The organism is Roseofilum acuticapitatum BLCC-M154, assembly GCF_030068475.1.
In the GTDB taxonomy this organism is placed as follows: domain Bacteria; phylum Cyanobacteriota; class Cyanobacteriia; order Cyanobacteriales; family Desertifilaceae; genus Roseofilum; species Roseofilum acuticapitatum.
The window spans coordinates 1-19062 of sequence record NZ_JAQOSP010000082.1 but is presented as its reverse complement, the minus strand read 5'-3'; the positions used below and the strand labels follow the sequence as shown (position 1 = coordinate 19062).

General features: G+C 45.5%; 18 protein-coding genes. 8 read left to right on the top strand and 10 right to left on the bottom strand.

Annotation, left to right across the window (positions count from 1 at the left end; genetic code table 11):
• Window positions 1-110: 110 nt before the first annotated feature.
• Entirely contained in the window at window positions 111-1502 is a 1392-nt protein-coding gene (locus tag PMG71_RS12095) for a hypothetical protein (protein ID WP_283753945.1), read from the top strand.
• A gap of 47 nt (window positions 1503-1549) precedes the next feature.
• Here the strand turns inward: PMG71_RS12095 and PMG71_RS12090 are convergent, their stop codons facing one another.
• On the bottom strand, window positions 1550-2491 hold the full coding sequence (locus tag PMG71_RS12090) for a hypothetical protein (RefSeq protein WP_283753944.1): 942 nt from the start codon (window positions 2489-2491) through the stop codon (window positions 1550-1552).
• A gap of 111 nt (window positions 2492-2602) precedes the next feature.
• Between PMG71_RS12090 and PMG71_RS12085 the strand changes: the two genes are divergently transcribed.
• Together PMG71_RS12085 and PMG71_RS12080 are read left to right on the top strand one after the other, a co-directional pair.
• Complete coding sequence (locus tag PMG71_RS12085) at window positions 2603-3634, top strand: cysteine hydrolase family protein (protein ID WP_347179267.1); 1032 nt, start codon at window positions 2603-2605, stop codon at window positions 3632-3634.
• A gap of 335 nt (window positions 3635-3969) precedes the next feature.
• Window positions 3970-4407: an Hsp20/alpha crystallin family protein gene (locus PMG71_RS12080; RefSeq protein ID WP_283753942.1), complete on the top strand. Its 438-nt coding sequence runs from the start codon at window positions 3970-3972 to the stop codon at window positions 4405-4407.
• A gap of 345 nt (window positions 4408-4752) precedes the next feature.
• On the opposite strand, the gene PMG71_RS12075 is transcribed toward PMG71_RS12080, so the two are convergent.
• The gene (locus PMG71_RS12075) at window positions 4753-6339 is read right to left on the bottom strand and encodes a hypothetical protein (protein WP_283753941.1); all 1587 of its coding nucleotides are present in this window, start codon (window positions 6337-6339) and stop codon (window positions 4753-4755) included.
• A gap of 230 nt (window positions 6340-6569) precedes the next feature.
• On the opposite strand from PMG71_RS12075, the gene PMG71_RS12070 reads away from it, so the two are divergent.
• Complete coding sequence (locus PMG71_RS12070; protein WP_283753940.1) at window positions 6570-7922, top strand: sensor histidine kinase; 1353 nt, start codon at window positions 6570-6572, stop codon at window positions 7920-7922.
• On the opposite strand, the gene PMG71_RS12065 is transcribed toward PMG71_RS12070, so the two are convergent.
• Window positions 7919-8335 (bottom strand): VOC family protein, encoded by a 417-nt coding sequence (locus PMG71_RS12065; protein ID WP_283753939.1) that lies wholly within the window; start codon window positions 8333-8335, stop codon window positions 7919-7921. The two genes, PMG71_RS12070 and PMG71_RS12065, sit on opposite strands and share 4 nt — an antisense overlap.
• An 11-nt stretch (window positions 8336-8346) precedes the next feature.
• Complete coding sequence (locus tag PMG71_RS12060; RefSeq protein WP_347179266.1) at window positions 8347-8856, bottom strand: TIGR02652 family protein; 510 nt, start codon at window positions 8854-8856, stop codon at window positions 8347-8349.
• A gap of 87 nt (window positions 8857-8943) precedes the next feature.
• Here PMG71_RS12060 and PMG71_RS12055 point away from each other — a divergent pair, with 87 nt between their 5' ends.
• Window positions 8944-9489: a gamma carbonic anhydrase family protein gene (locus PMG71_RS12055; protein WP_283753937.1), complete on the top strand. Its 546-nt coding sequence runs from the start codon at window positions 8944-8946 to the stop codon at window positions 9487-9489.
• 74 nt (window positions 9490-9563) lie between these two features.
• Complete coding sequence (locus PMG71_RS12050) at window positions 9564-11204, top strand: DUF3352 domain-containing protein (RefSeq protein WP_283753936.1); 1641 nt, start codon at window positions 9564-9566, stop codon at window positions 11202-11204.
• Between the two features lie 126 nt (window positions 11205-11330).
• On the opposite strand, the gene PMG71_RS12045 is transcribed toward PMG71_RS12050, so the two are convergent.
• The 6 genes from PMG71_RS12045 to ureC form a co-directional block, all read right to left on the bottom strand.
• On the bottom strand, window positions 11331-14579 hold the full coding sequence (locus PMG71_RS12045) for an ATP-binding protein (protein ID WP_283753935.1): 3249 nt from the start codon (window positions 14577-14579) through the stop codon (window positions 11331-11333).
• Window positions 14580-14726: 147 nt separating this feature from the next.
• Complete coding sequence (locus tag PMG71_RS12040; RefSeq protein ID WP_283753934.1) at window positions 14727-15260, bottom strand: hypothetical protein; 534 nt, start codon at window positions 15258-15260, stop codon at window positions 14727-14729.
• Window positions 15261-15320: 60 nt separating this feature from the next.
• Entirely contained in the window at window positions 15321-15653 is a 333-nt protein-coding gene (locus PMG71_RS12035; RefSeq protein ID WP_347179265.1) for a HepT-like ribonuclease domain-containing protein, read from the bottom strand.
• A 19-nt stretch (window positions 15654-15672) separates the two neighbouring features.
• Window positions 15673-16026 carry a HepT-like ribonuclease domain-containing protein gene (locus PMG71_RS12030; RefSeq protein ID WP_283753932.1) on the bottom strand — a complete coding sequence of 118 codons (354 nt, stop codon included), beginning with the start codon at window positions 16024-16026 and terminating at the stop codon, window positions 15673-15675.
• Complete coding sequence (locus tag PMG71_RS12025; RefSeq protein WP_283753931.1) at window positions 16023-16316, bottom strand: nucleotidyltransferase family protein; 294 nt, start codon at window positions 16314-16316, stop codon at window positions 16023-16025. Before PMG71_RS12025 ends, PMG71_RS12030 begins: the two co-directional genes overlap by 4 nt.
• A 64-nt stretch (window positions 16317-16380) precedes the next feature.
• Window positions 16381-18090: an urease subunit alpha gene (ureC, locus tag PMG71_RS12020; RefSeq protein ID WP_347179264.1), complete on the bottom strand. Its 1710-nt coding sequence runs from the start codon at window positions 18088-18090 to the stop codon at window positions 16381-16383.
• 95 nt (window positions 18091-18185) lie between these two features.
• Between ureC and PMG71_RS12015 the strand changes: the two genes are divergently transcribed.
• Together PMG71_RS12015 and PMG71_RS12010 are read left to right on the top strand one after the other, a co-directional pair.
• Window positions 18186-18428, top strand: coding sequence for a type II toxin-antitoxin system RelN family antitoxin (locus PMG71_RS12015; RefSeq protein WP_283753929.1), 243 nt, complete (start codon window positions 18186-18188; stop codon window positions 18426-18428).
• Window positions 18421-18780, top strand: a complete 360-nt coding sequence (locus PMG71_RS12010) for a type II toxin-antitoxin system RelE/ParE family toxin (RefSeq protein ID WP_283753928.1) — start codon at window positions 18421-18423, stop codon at window positions 18778-18780. Before PMG71_RS12015 ends, PMG71_RS12010 begins: the two co-directional genes overlap by 8 nt.
• The last annotated feature ends 282 nt before the right edge of the window (window positions 18781-19062 follow it).

Here is a 19062-nt window from a genome sequence, read left to right as displayed (position 1 = left end):
TTTACGGATGGGAGAAGCAGTGAAATTGTGGATTGCTCACCCCCACCTCTCCCATCTTATGTGCATAATGATAATTATTAATTGGATCGACGAAAGGTGCAGAGGTCTCCATGAGTCTTGAAAATGACCAAAAACAATGTTTAGAAAAGCTCGTTTGGGCGATCGATCGGTTAGGAGTTAAGGTTGAGCCAAGTAAGCTTTCCGATATTGCTAACCTGATTGTGCAAACCATGACGGGGCCTTGGCGGTATTTCCATACGCCAGAGCATATTTTTGAAGTTGGGGGAAATGAAGATGCGATCGAAGTTTTGGCGGCCCTATTTCATGATGTGGTGTATGTGCAAGTTGATAAGAGTGTAAATTTCAACCTAAGTTACTATATTAGTCCCTTTATTCGTCAGGTGGGAGAAGACCTAATTATCCTAGACCGGGATAAGTTGCCCAAAGATGGGATGTTTGAAATGGTTTTGGATTTATTTAACTTCCAAGCTGGGCAAAAGTTGTCTCCGATAACAGGGCAAAATGAATTTCTTAGTGCCCTAGTTGCCGCTAAAGTCTATGAGGATTTCCTCAGTCCGGGTCTAATTTTGCAAATAATTGCTTGTATTGAAGCCACTATTCCCTTTCGCTCTAAAACCTCAGAAGGGTTAAGTAGTAGCGAAGTCTTATACAAAAGATTAAGGGAAGTTAACGAAAAATATCAAGCTGGACTCACGGAACAAGATATGCTCGATACCGTGTACAGCTCGGTACGCATGTCTAACCGTGATGTAGGCAGTTTTGCTTATGAGAGTGCGGCCCGATTTTTAGATGGAACCTGGAACTTATTGCCAGAAACCAACCATCACCTGAAAAACTCTAATTCTTATACGGTGAGTCAATATCGCACAGCTTTACAGAAAATGGAAGGTTTCATGAACTTCTTGAAACCGGAAATTATTTTCCATGAGTTTCGCAATGTACCTGAGCCTTCGGAGTATAAGCTGTTGATTGAGCGATCGCAACGGAATATGGATGTCGGTCGTCTCTATCTCGGAACAAAACTCCTCTCCATCGCCTTCCTAGAAGCCCTCTCCTTACAATTTGGTAAAAATATCCCCATTTCCACCATGATGGGCGAAATGCGTACCGAAGGCAGTGTGGGAGTCGTCTTAGAAGAATTGCTTCCCCCTGTGTCTAATCCCCATGAACCCGGAAATGCACTCGAAAAAGAAGTTCTCACCCTCCTAGAAAAAGGACGCTTAAAAGATTCATCCTACGACCTGAAAAATTCCCCCTTGAGTACCTTTATGGTCAAATCCATGGGATTCGATCAGATTCGGGAACTCACCCTTCAGGCTAAAGCCTTTTTCAAAGGAGAACTCAAAGCCTCTGACTTTTTAACCCAGTTTCCCTCAGATGTGCTGCAAATTGTGATTGAAAAACTTTTAGAGTTATTTGAAGCACGGAAAACTGCCTTGCGAGCAGCCCTTCCAGAAGCCGAAGTTTTGCCTGTTCGCTGATAGATAGAGGGGGGGGAGAGAGATCTCCCTCATTTTTTTGGGTAAAATCAAGAATTAATCTTGCGTGAGGATGTGACGATCGCTCGCCCCTTGACGGGAGCGGAAGGGGGCGGAAGTTGCGATCGCAGCCACATTTTCACCTGATACTGAAGTCGATTCAGTAGCACTTTCCACGCTGGATCGGTGGAAGGAGCGGGAGGAAGTAGGGGTAAAGAGGGTTGATAGGGTTTGATATAGGCGCGAATATGAATGCCTGAATAAACAGTAGGATCGCTACAGTGGGGACATTCCAGACCCTCAAATATCACTCGACCTTGTTTTTGTGCTAGTTTTTCCGATCCCGTTAAATAGGCAAATAAATCTTGAGGGGAAAGGGTTTGTAGGGGACGTTTGCACCCGCTACACCAAAATCGAGGATGCGATCGCACTCGTTTCATCACTGCGGTAGAAAAAGGAATACTGATTAACCCACCGCAAATAAAAGCAGCTAATGTGGCCAAACCCGAAGGCCCCGTTATCGACTGTACCAAAATAAACACTAGGGGGAGAGCCACTAACGCCGTACACCACAGCACCACCTCCGCTAAATCAGAACTCAAAAGAACAAAACTGATAAAGGTAACGATACACCCGATCATCACTAAAATCGCCACCCCCACATAAGCCCTGGGAGAAACGGCTGCGACCAGTAACATTAAAGAGGAGACTAAACAAAACGACCCCCAATAAACCTGTTGATACACTTGACTATATTTCGGTGTGCCTTTATAGGGATACCAGAAAAAATCAATCGGCTTTTGGGAACGACCTTGGGGTTTAATTAGCACCGGAACTTGACTCATACGATAGGCTTTAAAGTACATGAGTGCGGAAAGCAAAAATCCCAAACTGGTCACCAGGCTAATCATAGCCAGTTCTACAGGAATGGTGGCCATTAGGTTAGGGTAACTCTCAAGTCTGAGTAGTCCGGTTAAACTGAAATCGGTCATATGAGGATTTGGGTTAAGAAGATCTCTGGAGGGTGTAGCTGAATTTTAAGAGAATTTGGGGATCAGTGCCAAATTTTCATCCCGTTTTGCTGTTAATTTCTGGGAGGTTCGATCGTGGCTGAATATCCTATTCCAACTTTTTTTAACCCCGATAAAGTATCTCAAGTTTGGCGAGTGCCTTATCAGGAACGAGCAGAACAAGCCCGATCTTGGGCCCAAGAGCAGGGAATTTTGCCCGCTTCTCAGGATCGCTTGCGGGTTTGCCTCTTGGCGATCGATGTGCAAAATACCTTTTGTTTACCGGAGTTTGAGCTGTTTGTCGGTGGTACATCGGGAAATGGCGCGGTGGAGGATAACCAACGCTTGTGTGAGTTTATTTATCGTAATTTGGGAACTCTGACGGCGATCGCCCCTACCCTAGATACCCACACCGCGATGCAAATTTTCCATCCTCTGTTTTGGATTAATGAGGCTGGAGAGCATCCTACCCCTGCGGTAACCAACATTACCTTAGAAGCGGTTCAGGAGGGTCAATGGAAAGCGAATCCTGCTGTAGCCCATAGTATCATGGGTGGCGATCGCGAGGCGCTACAAGCCTATGCCTTGCATTATGTGCAAACTCTCAGCGATGAGGGCAAATATCCCCTCACCGTTTGGCCCTATCATTCCATGTTAGGAGGCATTGGCCATGCCTTAGTTTCCTCCGTCGAAGAGGCGATTTTTTTCCATAATTTGGTGCGCTATAGCCAAACCTTGTTCGATCTCAAGGGGAGTCATCCGTTAACCGAGAATTATTCGGTGTTGCGTGCAGAGGTGTTAACTGGGGCTAATGGGGAGAAAATCGCTTCTAAGAATGAGTCATTTCTGAATACCCTCTTGAGTTTCGATCGCCTGATTATTGCGGGTCAAGCCAAAAGTCATTGCGTCGCTTGGACGGTTTCTGACCTGCTGACGGAAATTTTAGCAGGCGATCGCCAATGGGCGCAAAAGGTCTATCTCTTAGAAGACTGTACCTCTCCCGTAGTTGTCCCTGGAGCCGTCGATTTTACAGAACAAGCCAATGCTACCTTCGCACGCTTTGCCGATGCGGGAATGCATCGAGTCCTGTCTACCCAACCGGTAGACAGTTGGCCCCAGTGGTAATATCAAGAGATTTTAGCAGTGCGGACATTGCGATCGCCCTTTAGCAGAGAACCGAACTTATTTTCTTAATTTTTTCGCTAATCTAAGAGTAAGAACAAGCAAAAACAAAATCACCCAAGGGTTGTTTCATGCCTCTATGATGGTTATGCTACTTTCTAGAATTCTCTTGATGTTTCAGCCGATTCCTAAACTTAGGAATCGGTTTTTTCTTGTCCTTCATTCACAAGTTCGGACACTTCTCTAAACCCAGGGAGAAAAACCGAACCTGACATTTAGAAAAAGTTTGTTAGATTGAATTCATCCAACCAATATAAGTCTTTTAGGAGGTTAATCTTATGCCTTTAGTTCGTTGGGAACCTTTCCGGGAAATCGATACCCTACAACGGCAAATGAATCGCTTATTTGATGATTTAGTCCCCAAAGAAGCCCTCTATAATCAAGGCGCTTTCTTACCGGCGGCTGAACTGCATGAAACCCCTGAAGCCTTTGAAATTAAACTAGAAGTGCCAGGCATGAAACCGGAAGATCTCGACATTCAAGTAACGGCTGAATCCATTTCCATCTCCGGCGAACGGCGCAGCGAAACCAAAACCGAAGAAAAAGGAGTAACTCGTTCTGAATTTCGCTATGGTCAATTTCAAAGAATCATCCCCTTACCCAACCGCATTCAAAATAACCATGTCGAAGCAGAATATAAGGATGGAATTTTGCACTTGACCTTACCCAAAGTCGAAGAAGAACAACACAAAGTGGTCAAAGTAAAAGTGGGTTAATTCTCACCAAACTTTACCTTCAATAGCTGATACAGCAGTTTTCGCTGATGTGCGGTACATTTCGATCCCCCCAACCCTGCTTTTTAAGGGGGGCAGTAAAAGTCCCCCTTTTTAAGGGGGATTTAGGGGGATCTTGTGGGCTATACCTGATTACCACGTAAAGTGCTGTAAATAGATTTGATACAGCGCAAAGCGCTGTATCGGTGGACAGTAGGAAAAGATCCCCCCTTGCCCCCCTTAAAAAGAGGGGGGAATAGGAAAGTCCCCCTTTTTAAGGGGGATTTTCCGCAAGCGGACATGAAAGGGGGATCAAGATGTCTCACATAAAGCGCGAAAACTGCTGTATTACTCATTCCATCCCCACCAAGGACTGACCTCTATTCCTCCTCTAGGCGTAAAAACAACTCGAAAAGAATCCAAGCCTTGCTCTTTAGCATCAGAAACCGAATCGAGATCTGATAATGGGGTAACATTGACCCAATTTTCAGCTTCTGGAGAGCCAGGACTATAGCCAGAAATCACCCCTTCAGAATTAACAAAAACGCGATAAGTTAGCTGTTGATTAAATGGGGGATTGGTTTGCCAAGCTTGATCCAGTTGAGTATACACTTTTTGATTTAAATTCAATTTAGAGAGAGCCATAAATGGGAGAGGTGCAAAGGTTTTCACTGCGCTCATGGCTTCCGGTTCTGGATGCTCGATTAAAACCCATTGGGTTAAATCCAAAACCGAGTGACTTACCCAAGTTGTCTGCTCATCAGACATCAAATAAAAATGTAATTTATGGGGATTTTGGAGATCTCGATGAATTGCGAAACCGTTAATACCAATATCCTGGCGGTAATTCATGACTAAATTGTAGCCATCCAGCATGACGCTGAATAGAGGACTCTTTTGGGGTGGATTTTGTTTCAACTGTTCATAATTTTGCTTAAATGGGGGGGCAAACCCAAGGGGGATATAGAGTCCTCGATCGTAATCATCGATGGAAAGTTGGGGAATATTATGCCAATCGAGTCCACTGACGATTAATTTCCGAATTTTCCCAGATTCACTCTTGAAAATTAATTCTAATTCTAATAATTCTTCATCGGCTAAAGGAGACTCAATAGTTTTAGCGCTGGCACTTTGTAATTGGGCAATCTGAGGATAATCGGTTGTTGAGATCCGATCTTGGGTATGAATCAGATACTGACGTTTAACGGTTCTGAGGGCTTCTAGATTAAAGGGCATTCCCCGATAAAACTCAAATCCTGGCCAATTTTCTAGGGAGGGTGCATAATGCCAATAGGAAATATCATTGAGTTGACTGATTAAGCGACTGTAGGCTCCTTTTGGAAAGTTAAAAGAGCCTTGATAAATTTGTTGTTCTCCGTCTGGGGTTTGGGCAAAAATGGCTAATTCCCAAAACCCTGCACCTAAAGCGCTATTGGTTAGAGCGATGGAGATATCTTCAGAACGATAACCCATGAATCTATGGGGGATATTAATTTCTGGGGAACCGGCGGGAAAAATCACCTGTTGCTGATTGAATTCCCTCTCAGTGAGAAACCATTGGGTTAATTCCGGGTTACCGCGAATGATATCCGGGATTTGGGGAATCATTAATTTTATATCAATATTTTGTAACTGAATGGGGATAGATTTTCCTTTGTGGCTGATTTCAAATTGGATATGATAGAGGGAATCTTGAGCTGGATAAAAACTAATATTTTCGCCAACCCGGTTAGAGCCTGTAACGGTTTGAGTTTTGAGGGGAATCTGAGTTAAGTTAGAATTGCCGTAGCGCAGATAGACCGATCCGGCGATCGCACTTAAACTGAGTAAACTAGCGCCGATGACTGCACCCATGACTCTAGAAGGTAAGTTCCAGACATATTGAACCGCCTGGATTTGTGGAGAAGACTGAGGTACGGGTAAACTGGTGGTCACGATCGAATCCTCCGCATCATGCAAACCGATATGGGATAAGTCAATCCTAGAAATTGTGATCGCCGATCGACTTGGATCAAATCACCTAAATTCACCCGCTCCCTAGAACCAATCTCAGTTAGTTCTATAGAACTATAAAGATTTCACATAAGTGCAGACCTTAGATCCTCGGTTTTGTGAAACAGTTCGCTTAAGATCATAAAGAGGTTCACAGAGCATCGGGGGAAGCCATGGGACGTTTTTTAGGATGGAAATCTTATGTTAATCATCCATTTTATCTTTTACTGTACTTAGAATGGATTTTACTGGGCATTGCCGTATTAGCTACCTTTGCTCCCCCTCCCCATGTCTTTCCTGCTACCCCTCCCTATGGTTTAGGAATGTCTATACCTCCTCCTCGTCCTCGACTCCCTCCCACTCATGTAGTCAATCACATCGGATTTATTCCCGGAATTCTGGCGAGTATTACCAGTTTGGGGTTAATGGGTTTACGTTTACCCCAAGTCCATGATCCCTTAATTTATAAAGTCTTGTATACCGCTTTAGGCTTTGGCTTGAGTGGGTTAGCCGTTCTTTTTGGGGGACGGGGAGCCAATTTTTTCTCAGCTCTGTTGTTAGTAGTGGTGGTTCGAGGGTGTTTACTATTTCCTTGGCATGGACGGGCGATTGTAGCGCTCGTGGCTTATGTTTCTTTTTTAGGGATGTTGGCGGGAACCATTCTCAAAGGCACAGGGTTTTGGTACTACTTGTCTCGTATGTCTCATCAGGTTCATGAACCATCGGATCTGATCGAGTTTTTGTCTCCTCAGTGGCAAGGATTTATTCTCCATTTAACCGTGAACTCAGCCCTATTATTTGCCTTGGTTTTAGTCTTTATGCTGTTATTGATCGGGGCACTCCTCAATGAAAAACAAAGTCGGCAAGATTTAAAAATTGCCCATCGGCAACTGCGCCAGTATGCCCTCTTAGTCGAAAATCAAGCGGCATTGCAAGAAAGAAATCGCATTGCCCGTGAAATTCATGATTCTGTGGGTCATTATCTAACGGCTCAGAGTATTCAGTTAGAAAATGCAGCCGTATTTTTAGCCCAAGATCCGCCCAAGGCTCAGGGATATGTGCAGGAGGCCCAACGGTTGGGGAAAGAAGCCCTGAAAGATGTGCGCCATTCCGTTTCTGCTCTGCGAGCCGATCCTTTGAAGGGGAAAACATTGGAAGCCGCTTTACAGGAGCTGTTACAAGAGGTGAAGCAAACCACCGGAATTCGCATAGAGTCAAAAATTAAGCTCAAGTCAGCTTTATCTAAGAAATTTTCGACGGCATTGTATCGGGTGGTACAGGAAGCCCTAACCAATGTCGCCCGTCATAGTCAGGCAACGCGAGTAAAGGTATATGTGATGGAAGTGAGTGGAATGGTGTGTTTGCGTTTGCAGGATAATGGCCGGGGATTTGAGCGAGATCTCAATTCTACCGGGTTTGGGTTGCAAGGAATGCAAGACCGGATTCAGGCGATCGCCGGCCGCTTTGAGATCAAGAGTCAGTCCGGGAAAGGCTGTCAGGTTGAGGCCGATATTCCCATTCATTAATACCGACGCAAAAATTCTAGGGGTAAACCATCCATATCCGCAATAAAGGCTACCTCATAAACGCGATCGCCAATCCTTTGTTGCATCGGCTCTAACAACACCTTTAGAGGAGGCAGACTCGGACAAGCGGCCACATTTTGCTGCAAATCCTGTAACCAGCTTGGTAAATCTGAGACGGAATCCGTTAAATCAAAGGATAAATGATAATACCCCGTGTAATGCTCATCTCCAAAGGCATCCGCCGCCGGACGGGGTTCCGGAATTTGGATCAATTCAATCCGTCCTCCTAACCCTTCCAGCCAACAAGCTAAGGTCATCCCGGTGGTAAAGCGCTCCGTGACTTCAAAGCCAAGAATCTGATAAAAGGCGATCGCCTGATGGATATTCGCTGTACGAATCGAAACATGATGCATAGGAATCTAACTTACTCAAACAAACGGAAATAGGGATAACGCACAGGTGCGCCCGGTTCCTTCTCCAAATCAAAATTAATCACCTCCCAGCAGCTTTCCTCCGAGGTATCGGGACTGAATTCGACAGGTAACCCATATAATTTCGGGGTTTCAGCATCCTCACCACTGCGCCAAGCTGAATTACGCTCTAGATAAGCATGAATTAACTCCTGATAGCGACGAGCAATAATAATCTTCGTAGCTCGATATCCTTGGGTATAAAGCCGGTCTAAAGCTTCATGAATCTCAAAGCGAATCCCATCCGGATGGGTATGTTGTCGATACCATTGGTCTTTCCAGAGTCGCCAATGACGGCCAGACTGAATATGAACTAACTCTTTCGTTTTCGGATCGGACTCAAACGCGCCATGACGAGGACAAAGATAGGTATCCGTCAACGTCAATGCTGGAATCGTTTGACGACAGTGAGGACACTGTATCTCTGGCCCGAAAACGGGATATTGAAACACGGGGTTAATCATGAAGCGTTTTTCGCCAGAACAAATCGCACTTTGTGATTGTATTATAACCAGGAGAACTTTGCTGGCTTCTTCTTGGCTCAAACTCCTATGAATTCCTCAGATGCGACATTTCCTGCCTACTTGCAACCCCCAGATACATCCTCGGCGGCATTTATTGCCCCTAATGCTACCCTGGTGGGGGATATTACCTTGGGTTCAGGCTCTAGTGTTTGGTATGGGGCAGTGGTGCGAGCAGATGTGGAGCGCATCAAGATTGGAGCTTATACCAATATCCAGGATGGGGCGATTTTGCATGGCGATCCCGGTCAACTGACGATTCTAGAGGATTATGTGACGGTGGGTCATCGAGCGGTGATTCATAGCGCGAAGATTGGGCGCGGTGCGTTAATTGGGATTGGGGCGATCGTTTTGGATGGGGTAGTAGTCGGTGAAGGGTGTATTGTGGGAGCAGGAGCGGTGGTGACTAAGGATGTGCCTCCGTTTTCTTTGGTGGTGGGAATGCCAGCGAAGAAATTGCGGGAGGTTTCCCCAGAGCAAGCGGAGGATTTGGTTAAACATGCTCAGAAGTATTATCAGTTGGCTCTGGCGCATCAGTTGTCATTGCGACCTCCAGAAAGCAATCGCCAAGACTAGCGAGCCTGAGAGTGGGGGCCGAAAGTATAGTATTATGGATTCTCGTCTCAACCGATGGTAATGGTGAGGGAATCATGAATCTAGCCCCGATCGCCCAATGGGGTACAAGAATCTTTAAACTCTCTGTGCTGCTAACCTGTGGATTGCTACTGGGGTTAAGCGGATGTAGCCGATCGCCTTTTTCGGCAGATTCGCCAGCCGTGGAAGCCTTATCTGCGGCTCGGTTTGTTTCTAAACAAGCGCCAGTGGTGGTCTCTCTATCGGAGAAACCGGAGCGGGTATTATCGGAGATTAAAGGATTCGATCGAGGGGGGGAACTGCTACAACATACCCTCCTGGATAATACGGGTTTAGAGTATCAGCAGGATATTCAACCCTGGCTCGATGGGGGCGGCATTTGGGCGATGACGAGTACGGATGTGGATCGTCAGGGGGATAATGGTCAGCAACCGGGTTATTTGGTGGTGCTACCGACGAAAAATGCCCAACTCTCCCAGGAGTTGCTAGAAGTGTATTGGCAACGGGAGGCGATCGCCGGCCAAGATTTGGTGTTTGAACCCTATAAGGGCACACAGTTAATTTATAACCGGGAAGGAGAGGGGATTTCTACAACCGTGGTGGGGTCGCGGTTTGTCCTCCTTGCTAATCATCCGAAAGTTTTACGGGAAGCGATTAATAATGTGCAAGTGGCGGATCTGAGTTTAGGTGCAACCCCAGAGTATCAGCAGTTACAAAAAGAGAATAGCAACCGAGGGACGGCGATCGCCTGGATCAATCTGCCCAAGTTCAGTCAACGGTTGGGTATGGCAGTCGATCATCCCGTTTATCAAGCCTTGGGAATGAATGTGCAGTTGCAGCCCCAAGGCATTTTAGCCCAAACCCATTGGTTAGCCACCGATCCAACCGGGCTGGAAACTGGGGAAGCGCCCTTAAACCCATCTTCTCTTTTAGCCTATCTGCCTCCGAGTAGTTATTTAGCTATTGATGGGGTAAACTTGCGCCAGTTTTGGCAACAGCTACAAACAGAAACCGCCGGTTATGGGCAGATTTCCGAGATTATTCGCCAACCCTTGCTCGACTGGGGAAAACAATGGCAATTGGATGTGCAAGCCGATATTCTGGATGCTATTGAAGGAGAATATGCGATCGCCTTCTTACCTGATGAAGTCGAGGGAGATTTAGATTGGATTATCATTAGCGAAAAAACCGGAGAGAGTTTAGTCGAGCGTTTAGATCAAATGGCTAATGAGCAAGGCTTGAGCATTGGCTCCTTTCAATTAGAGGATCAAACCCTAGTTGCTTGGACAAAACTGATCGCCGATCCGATAGTAGGTGCAACAGAAACCGCGAAAAGTCGCTTATTAACCGCCAAAGTGCAAGGGGTACATACCACCCTCAACCAGTATGAGATCATTACCTCATCCATTGCTGCCATGGATCGGGTGCTGAAAGCCAAAACAAGTGGAGCTTCCCTAGCAACCGATGCTCTGTTTCAAGAGGCGATCGCCTCTTTACCAGAAGCCAACTATGGCTATTTCTTCCTGAACTGGCGATCGGCTCAAAAACCCCTTGAACGTCAAATTCCCCTTTTAAGGCTGGTAGAATTGGCAGGAAAACCCCTCCTTGACCCCTTAGAATCCGTTGCTGTAGCCAGTTATGGTCATTCAGAACAGCCCCAAGTCGATATCTTCTTCAATTACACTGGGAGAATTTAGAGACTTACAGCAATTTTCGCTGCTATGCGGTACATCTCGATCCCCCCAACCCCCCTTAAAAAAGGGGGGGCAGTAAAAGTCCCCCTTTTTAAGGGGGATTTAGGGGGATCTTTTGCCTGTAGCTCATTACCGCGCTTTGCGCTGTAACTGCTTTGATTTGTGGAGATCGATCCAATCGAGCAACTCTTGAAACTCAAAATTATCCACAAAATATTTCAAATATTGGGTAATTTTCCCCTGTTCAGAACCTAATTGGGCCAGGGCTTTATACATCTCGTCCTGCATTCCCATAATCACAATCTGTTCAAACTCAATCAGCCAAGTTAATGAGAGATTTTCTAGGTCTTGATCGGTTAAAGGTTCAGGGATTAATAATGGACTTTCTTCAGTACCATGATAGATAAATTCAACCTGAAGATAATGTTCTAAACATTGGCTAATTTCCAAGGGAAGGAAAGGCTTAGAAATGACCTCATCACAACCGGATGCTATGAGCGAATCTCTCTGATGATAAAAAGCACTAGCAGTAACGGCAATAATAATCGGTGACTTATTTTTTGCCCTGCTTTTAATCTCGCGAGTCGCTTCTTCCCCTGTCATATTCGGCATCCGAATATCCATAAAGATGAGATGGGGTTGCCAACTTTCCCAGATGGCGATCGCTTCTGCTCCATCCTGTGCTTCTTGGACTTCAAAGCCCCACTTTTTTAGCACAGAAATCAGTAAAAGTCGGTTGGTTTCATGATCGTCAGCAACTAAAATCCGGTAAGGGTTTTGATCTGGAGCTAACTGGATTGCTTGTGGGGATGATGGGGAAATAGAAGTTTGATCCTCTATGGTTTCCTCAATATCTAGCTCAAACTGAAACTCAGTACCTTTATCGAGTTCACTTTTTACCCTTAAGGTAGAACCAAGCATCTGGACAAATTTTTGACTGATGGCTAACCCTAAACCGGTTCCTTCTTGACTCTGGCGACCACTTTCAGTTTGTGAAAAAGGTTGAAATAGATGCTGCAATTCCTCTGGTTTTATGCCTACTCCAGTATCGGTTATGGTAAATTGAATTGTCGGTTTGGAGATCTTGGTAATCTCTAAACTCACTCGCCCCACGGTCGTAAATTTGAGGGCATTATTGAGTAAATTAACTAAAATTTGTTTGAGTTTTACCTCATCGGTTTCAATCCATCTAGGGACATCAGGGGCTAAGTCTATCCTTAAATCTAGCCCTTTGGCTGCCGCTTTTAAGTGAAATAAATTCTTCAGATCTTCAACGAGGTTAGATAAATTGACCAAAGTAATATTAAGGTTTAGAAGACCGGCTTCAATTTTAGAGAAATCGAGAATTTGATTAATTAAACTGAGTAAATAGGTTCCACTGGTTTGAATTAAATGTAGATGGTGGCGGTCGTCATCAGAGAGATTGGGACTCTGTTGTAGTAGGGTGGGATAACCGAGAATAGAATTCAGGGGAGTCCGCAGTTCATGGCTCATATTGGCGATGAATTCGCTTTTAGCATGATTGGCGTTTTCTGCGGCTTCTTTGGCTATTTCCAGTTCGGCATTGGTTTGATGGAGTTCTTGGGTGCGTTCAATGACTTGTTGTTCTAGGGTTTGGTTGTAGTTTTTGAGGAGAGCTTCGGCTTGTTTGCGATCGCTGATATCTTGAAACACATTAAGGGCATAAGTGACCTCTCCCTCTAGGTTGCGGAGGGGAGTGGCGTACACTTCTATGGGGATACGCATTCCGTCAACCTCAATTTCCAGGTCATTGGCATAGACATTTTCTCCCTGAAGAGCGCGTATGAGAGGCAGTTGCTCTGAAGGATAGAGGGTGGAGGTTCCCGCTTGATACACTTGGTAGACTTCGCCGATTTGCTCTAGGGTACTATCGGGAGTGTACCCTCTCAAGACTTCTTGCGCTTTGGAATTGACTAATATCAGTTTTCCTTGGGGATCAAATACCATTACCCCTAGGGGCAAACACTCAATAATAATCGCCAGTTCATGTTCTTTCTCGGCAATGGTTTGGAAGGAAGTTTGCAGTTGTTCCTGCATCTGGCTAAAGGCACGACTGAGGTCATGAACGACACCCAGACCACTGATGGTTACCGGAGTATCGAGATCTCCAGAAGCGATCGCCTGGGCACTGTTCTTTAAGCAGACTAGGGGTTGGGAAATCCATTGAGCGATCAGACCTCCAGCAAGTATTGAAGTGATTAACGTGAGACCACAAAGGGCAACGGTGCGTCGCACATTAGCTTGAATCTGGCCCATAAACTCCGATTGGGGAACTAGGATCGCCAATTTCCAACCCTCTGGCAGGGCTGAAAGAGAAGGGTTTCCTTGAATTTGGATATCTTGCTCGGAGACCATGAGTTTTTCAACATATAAACTATAGTCTTTCCAGTTGCCCCCAGGTGTTTGGATCGCCAATGGAGAATACAGAGGAGCGTGGGCTTCGATGTTGGGTTGTTGCTCTTCTAAGTAACGTCCTGTGGCAGCCACAATGGGATCTTGACTGGCACTGGGAGCAATCTGTTCAAAACTTCCTCGAATCGCCCCTCCTTTGGCGTTCTGCTCAAAGGTGAAGGGCGGATCGTCCGTAGAGCTGGCCACCATTTGTCCTTGGCGGTCAAGAATCACAACTCGACAGCCTTCACAGAGGGTGAGGGATTGGAGAAACCTTTGGATACGATTTAAGTCCAAGTTGATGGCAAAGATGCCCTGGAGTTGTTGATTTTCGTCATAGAACGGAGCATAAGCATTAATGGCTAATAGGATACTGTTGCCAATTTGATAGGGTTCTGACCAACCGGGGGCGCGATCGCGCTCTACTGCCTTGTACCAAGGTCGCTCCTTGACAACAAAAGGAGAAATGACTTGAAGATGCTCTTCTAATTCTCCATTCTCATCGATAAAATTAACGTTGATTTCATCCCGTCCAGCCAGAACGTAAGCCTGTTCAATCCGCCCCAGTTGAACGGAACTATGGTGCATCGCCCGAAATTGTCCGTCTGGCAACGCTAACATCACGCTGGTTGCCGACTTAAAGAGCTTGAGTTGTCCCAACAGATGGCGATCTATGTCCTCCGGGTCATTCAGATTCAGTTGCCCTTGCTCCACTGCCTGGATACTAATCTGGTTAATTTGTAGGAGATTGGAGAATTCACTAATCAAGTAAAGTTTGACCCTAGCCGCTCTTTCCTCTATAAAGTGTTTTGCCACATCATCAACGCTTTTTTTACCGCTCTGATAGGACAAATAGCCGACTAAACCGACTGTACCCAAGAGTTGCAGCACAAAAGGAACAATCAGAATAGCTTGCAAAGGGATGTTGTTGGAAATTTTACGCCACTTAGACAATAGTAATTTCACTAATTTCAAACACCCAATCTTTAGAAAACAAGTTAGCCACGATTGAGAACACTATAACACTGTTGATGGAGGGCAGACAAAACAGGAGATAGAGAATAGCTTTAATTGTTACTCATTACCCATTACCGCGTAAAGAGCTGTAACTTTTCAATCGTTGTATTCGGGGGTTAAGTCTCGAAACTTAAACTCTTGAGCGCTGGGATGGCAAGAAACACATTGATTGAGCTGAATGCGTTCCTTAAACTCAACTTGGGGATGAAGCGCCTTAAAATAACGAGAATTCCGCAGTCGATAGGGGGTTGTTTCATCCTTGATTAAGGGACGGGAAAAGACTTGAATATAATTCCAAACCAATAACCGACTGGGGTCGAGTAAGGGTTTAATAACTACGCCATAATGTTCTTTATCTTGAATGAGTTGTCGCCAAGTCTCCGTAGGCATGACGGCAGGAGGAAGGGCGAGGTGACAACTGCCACAGTTTTCTCGGTAGAGTTCTGCTCCGAGTTGATGCTCTTCGGGGACGGGATCGACTGATTTCACTGAAGAGAGGGAAAAGGCGGCTTGATTAAGGGTCGATAATCCCCATCCTAATGTTACCGACCAGAGGAAAATCAGGCTAATGAGGATTAGGGGCGATCGCCGCTTTGAGTTAGGGAATAGGGGGTGATACTTACGTTTCATAATGGCTCTGGTTAGCTAATTGTAGGGTGGGTAAGGGGAAATTCAATTAAATCAAATCAATTAATAGGTTGCAAGTATTGATTCAATCTGTACCTTCAAAGACGGCAAATTGTTCTCCACAATCTGCCAAACCACTCTAAAATTCACTCGGAAATATTCATAGACGACCAAATTCCCGAAATCAATAATATCCTGCCAAGGGACTTCAGGAAATCTATTTTTTAGGTTATCAGATATAGCACTCGCCGCCTCACCGATTGTTTGTAGATGAAATAATACCCAAGTTTGTACCAGTTCATCCTCAAAAAATACCGATTGACCTCGTACTGTGTACTTTTCAATTTTAGCGATGCCTTCCTGTATGTCTTTCAAACGTTCCAAATCGCTTCTCATAGCAAAATCGCCTCCTCAGTCAATTTTCTTCTTCAAAATCTTTTAATATCCGTTCCACTTGTCCCTTTAAAGCAGGCAAATTATTTTCAACAGCATCCCAAACTCGTTGTAAATTAATCCCACCCAAATAATCATGTACTAAAACATTCCTAAAACCAGCCAAAGCCCGCCAATCCACATTAGGTGCTTGAGCTTTTAACTCATCAGAAAGCCTCTGCGTAGATTCTGCCATAATCTGTAACCGACGCAATACCGCATCTTGCACCAAAGCATTACTCAAAAAATCCTTCTGTCCTTGAGTCGTGTATGTCTGGATTGCCTCGATACATTCCATAATATGAGTCAAATAAATTAAATCCCTATCACCACTCATAAAGGTTGTGCCTCTGCCAAAATGCGATCCTTAATCAAAGCACTAATGCCATCTTCAGTAAGCACGTCAACCCGCCGCCCTAACAAATCCTGTAAATCCATCAACAATCCTCCTGGAAACCAAGCTGTAGTCCTGGTTGAGTCATAATCAATTAAGAAATCAATATCACTCTCCTCTGTCTCCTCTCCTCGTGCTACTGAGCCAAATACGCGCACATTAAACGCGCCATGCTTGGCAGCAATTTCTAGAATTTGTTCCCGTTTTTCTTGTAATAAATCCTGTAAAGACATTCTTCTATCCTCCCTTCTATCCCTTTAAACTATAGATCGAGTGAATGAGTCAGTCCTATCTAGGTTAAAACAGAAAATACCGTTGAGCCATGGGTAAAACGGTGGCGGGTTCGCAGGTGAGTAATTCTCCGTCTGCACGGACTTCGTAGGTTTGGGGGTCAACTTCAATGTGGGGGAGAGCATCATTGAGCTTGAGATCCCCCTTGGTTAGTTGCCGGGTGTTGGCTACCGCTATGGTGGGTTTTTGTAGACCGAGTTGGCTGGCAATATCTCGCTCTAAGGCTGCTTTCGAGACGAAGGTGAGGGAGGTGGCTGAGAGGGCAGAGCCAAAGCTGGCAAACATGGGACGCATGTGGACGGGTTGGGGGGTGGGAATGCTGGCGTTAGGGTCTCCCATCTGAGCATAGGCGATCGCACCCCCCTTAATCACAAGTTCCGGTTTTACACCAAAAAATGCGGGTTTCCACAGACAGAGATCGGCTAATTTGCCTTCTTCTACTGACCCTACCTGGTCAGCAATTCCATGGGTAATGGCGGGATTAATAGTATATTTGGCAACGTAGCGTTTGGCACGGGTATTATCATTGCGGCTGCTATCTTCCGGTAAGGGGCCGCGCTGTACTTTCATTTTATGACCGGTTTGCCAGGTGCGGATAATTACCTCGCCGACTCGGCCCATGGCTTGGGAGTCAGAGGCAATCATGCTAAATGCGCCCAGATCGTGCAAAATATCCTCGGCGGCGATGGTTTCGCGCCGGATACGGGACTCGGCAAAGGCCACATCTTCGGGAATGGAGCGGTCAAGATGGTGGCAAACCATGAGCATGTCGAGATGCTCTTCGAGGGTATTCAGGGTATAGGGTCGGGTGGGGTTGGTGGAGGAGGGGAGAACATTGGCTAGAGAGCAAACTTTGATGATATCGGGTGCATGGCCTCCCCCCGCGCCTTCCGTGTGATAGGTATGGATGGCGCGATTTTTAAACGCTTCGATGGTGGTTTCTACGAATCCGGCTTCATTCAATGTGTCGGTATGAATGGCGACTTGCACATCATATTCATCGGCTACAGATAAGCAGGTATCAATGGTTGCGGGGGTAGTACCCCAATCTTCATGGAGCTTTAAACCCATGGCTCCGGCAAGCACCTGTTCTCGCAGTGCTTCGGGTTGCGAACTATTGCCTTTACCCAGAAAGCCCAAATTCATGGGGAAGGCTTCGGCCGCTTGCAACATGCGGTACATATTCCAGGGGCCGGGGGTGCAGGTGGTGGCGTTGGTTCCGGTTGCGGGGCCGGTTCCGCCGCCGAGCATAGTGGTAATGCCGGAGGCGATCGCCGTTTCAATCTGCTGAGGACAGATAAAATGAATGTGGGAATCAATGCCTCCAGCCGTGAGAATCATCCCTTCTCCCGCTACAGCTTCCGTACCGGGGCCGATAATGATGTCCACCTTGTCTTGAATGTAGGGATTTCCGGCTTTACCAATTTTGTATATCTTGCCGTCTTTGATACCAATATCCGCCTTAACAATGCCCCACCAATCTAAAATCAGGGCATTGGTGATCACCATATCCACCGCGCCATCGGCATTGGTAATGGGAGATTGACCCATACCGTCCCGGATCACTTTACCACCGCCAAATTTTACCTCATCGCCGTAAGTAGTGTAATCCTGTTCGACTTCGATAATTAATTCTGTATCCGCCAAGCGCAGGCGATCGCCTACTGTGGGCCCATAGGTTTGTGCATATGCGAGGCGATCCATCCGATAACCCATAATCCTTTCCAGACTAGCTTACCCATACAGAGTCTATAATACTGTAGATATGTCCTAGTAACTACACGACCCAAAAAAACCGTTGAGGTAAAACAATGCAAGCGTTTGAAATGATGGCAAAAGTCGATCAAAACGGTCAACTGTTATTAGATCAACCTTTAGAAATTCGATCGGACAGTCGAGTGAAAGTTATTCTGCTGGTATCTGATGATGAAGAAGTCGATCCGGATGATACTCCAGTCGAAGAAATTCAAGCGAGTTTGAGACGGGCCTTACAAGAAGCCAAAGAAGGGAAAACTAGACCCATTTCTGAACTGTGGGAGAGAATTGATGACTAATGATTTACCTATTTCCGTTAAATTCACTGATGAATTTGAGAAAAAAATCTATCGGCTATCCAAAAAATATCGAAGGATTAGGCAGGATGTTGAGCCGATTATTGCCCAACTTGAGGAAAAGGTTATATTAGGCGATCGCATCGTGGGTTTTGGCTCTAATCTTTATGTTTACAAGGTGAGGGTGAAAAATAGCGATATTCAAAAAGGCAAAAGCGCTGGATATCGCATTATCTATTTGCTGGAGTCAGAAAGGAGTATTTTATTGTTAACGATCTATAGCAAGTCAGAACAACAAGACATTGCAGTGGATCAAATTCAATTTATTTTAGATGATTTTTATGATTCTGAATAAATGGCGATCCATCCGATAACCCATAATCTTGTCCAGACTAGCTTACCCATACAGAGTCTATAATACTGTAGATATGGAATTTTTCTCTAACCATTGAGCTAAAGACTCTTGATTTTCTTCATCTGTCGCTAATCGTTCCATTACAGCGCTTTGCGCTGTATCGGTGGACAGTAGGAAAAGATCCCCCCTTGCCCCCCTTAAAAAGGGGGGAATAGGAAAGTCCCCCTTTTTAAGGGGGATTTAGGGGGATCAAGATGTCCCACATAACAGCGAAAACTGCTG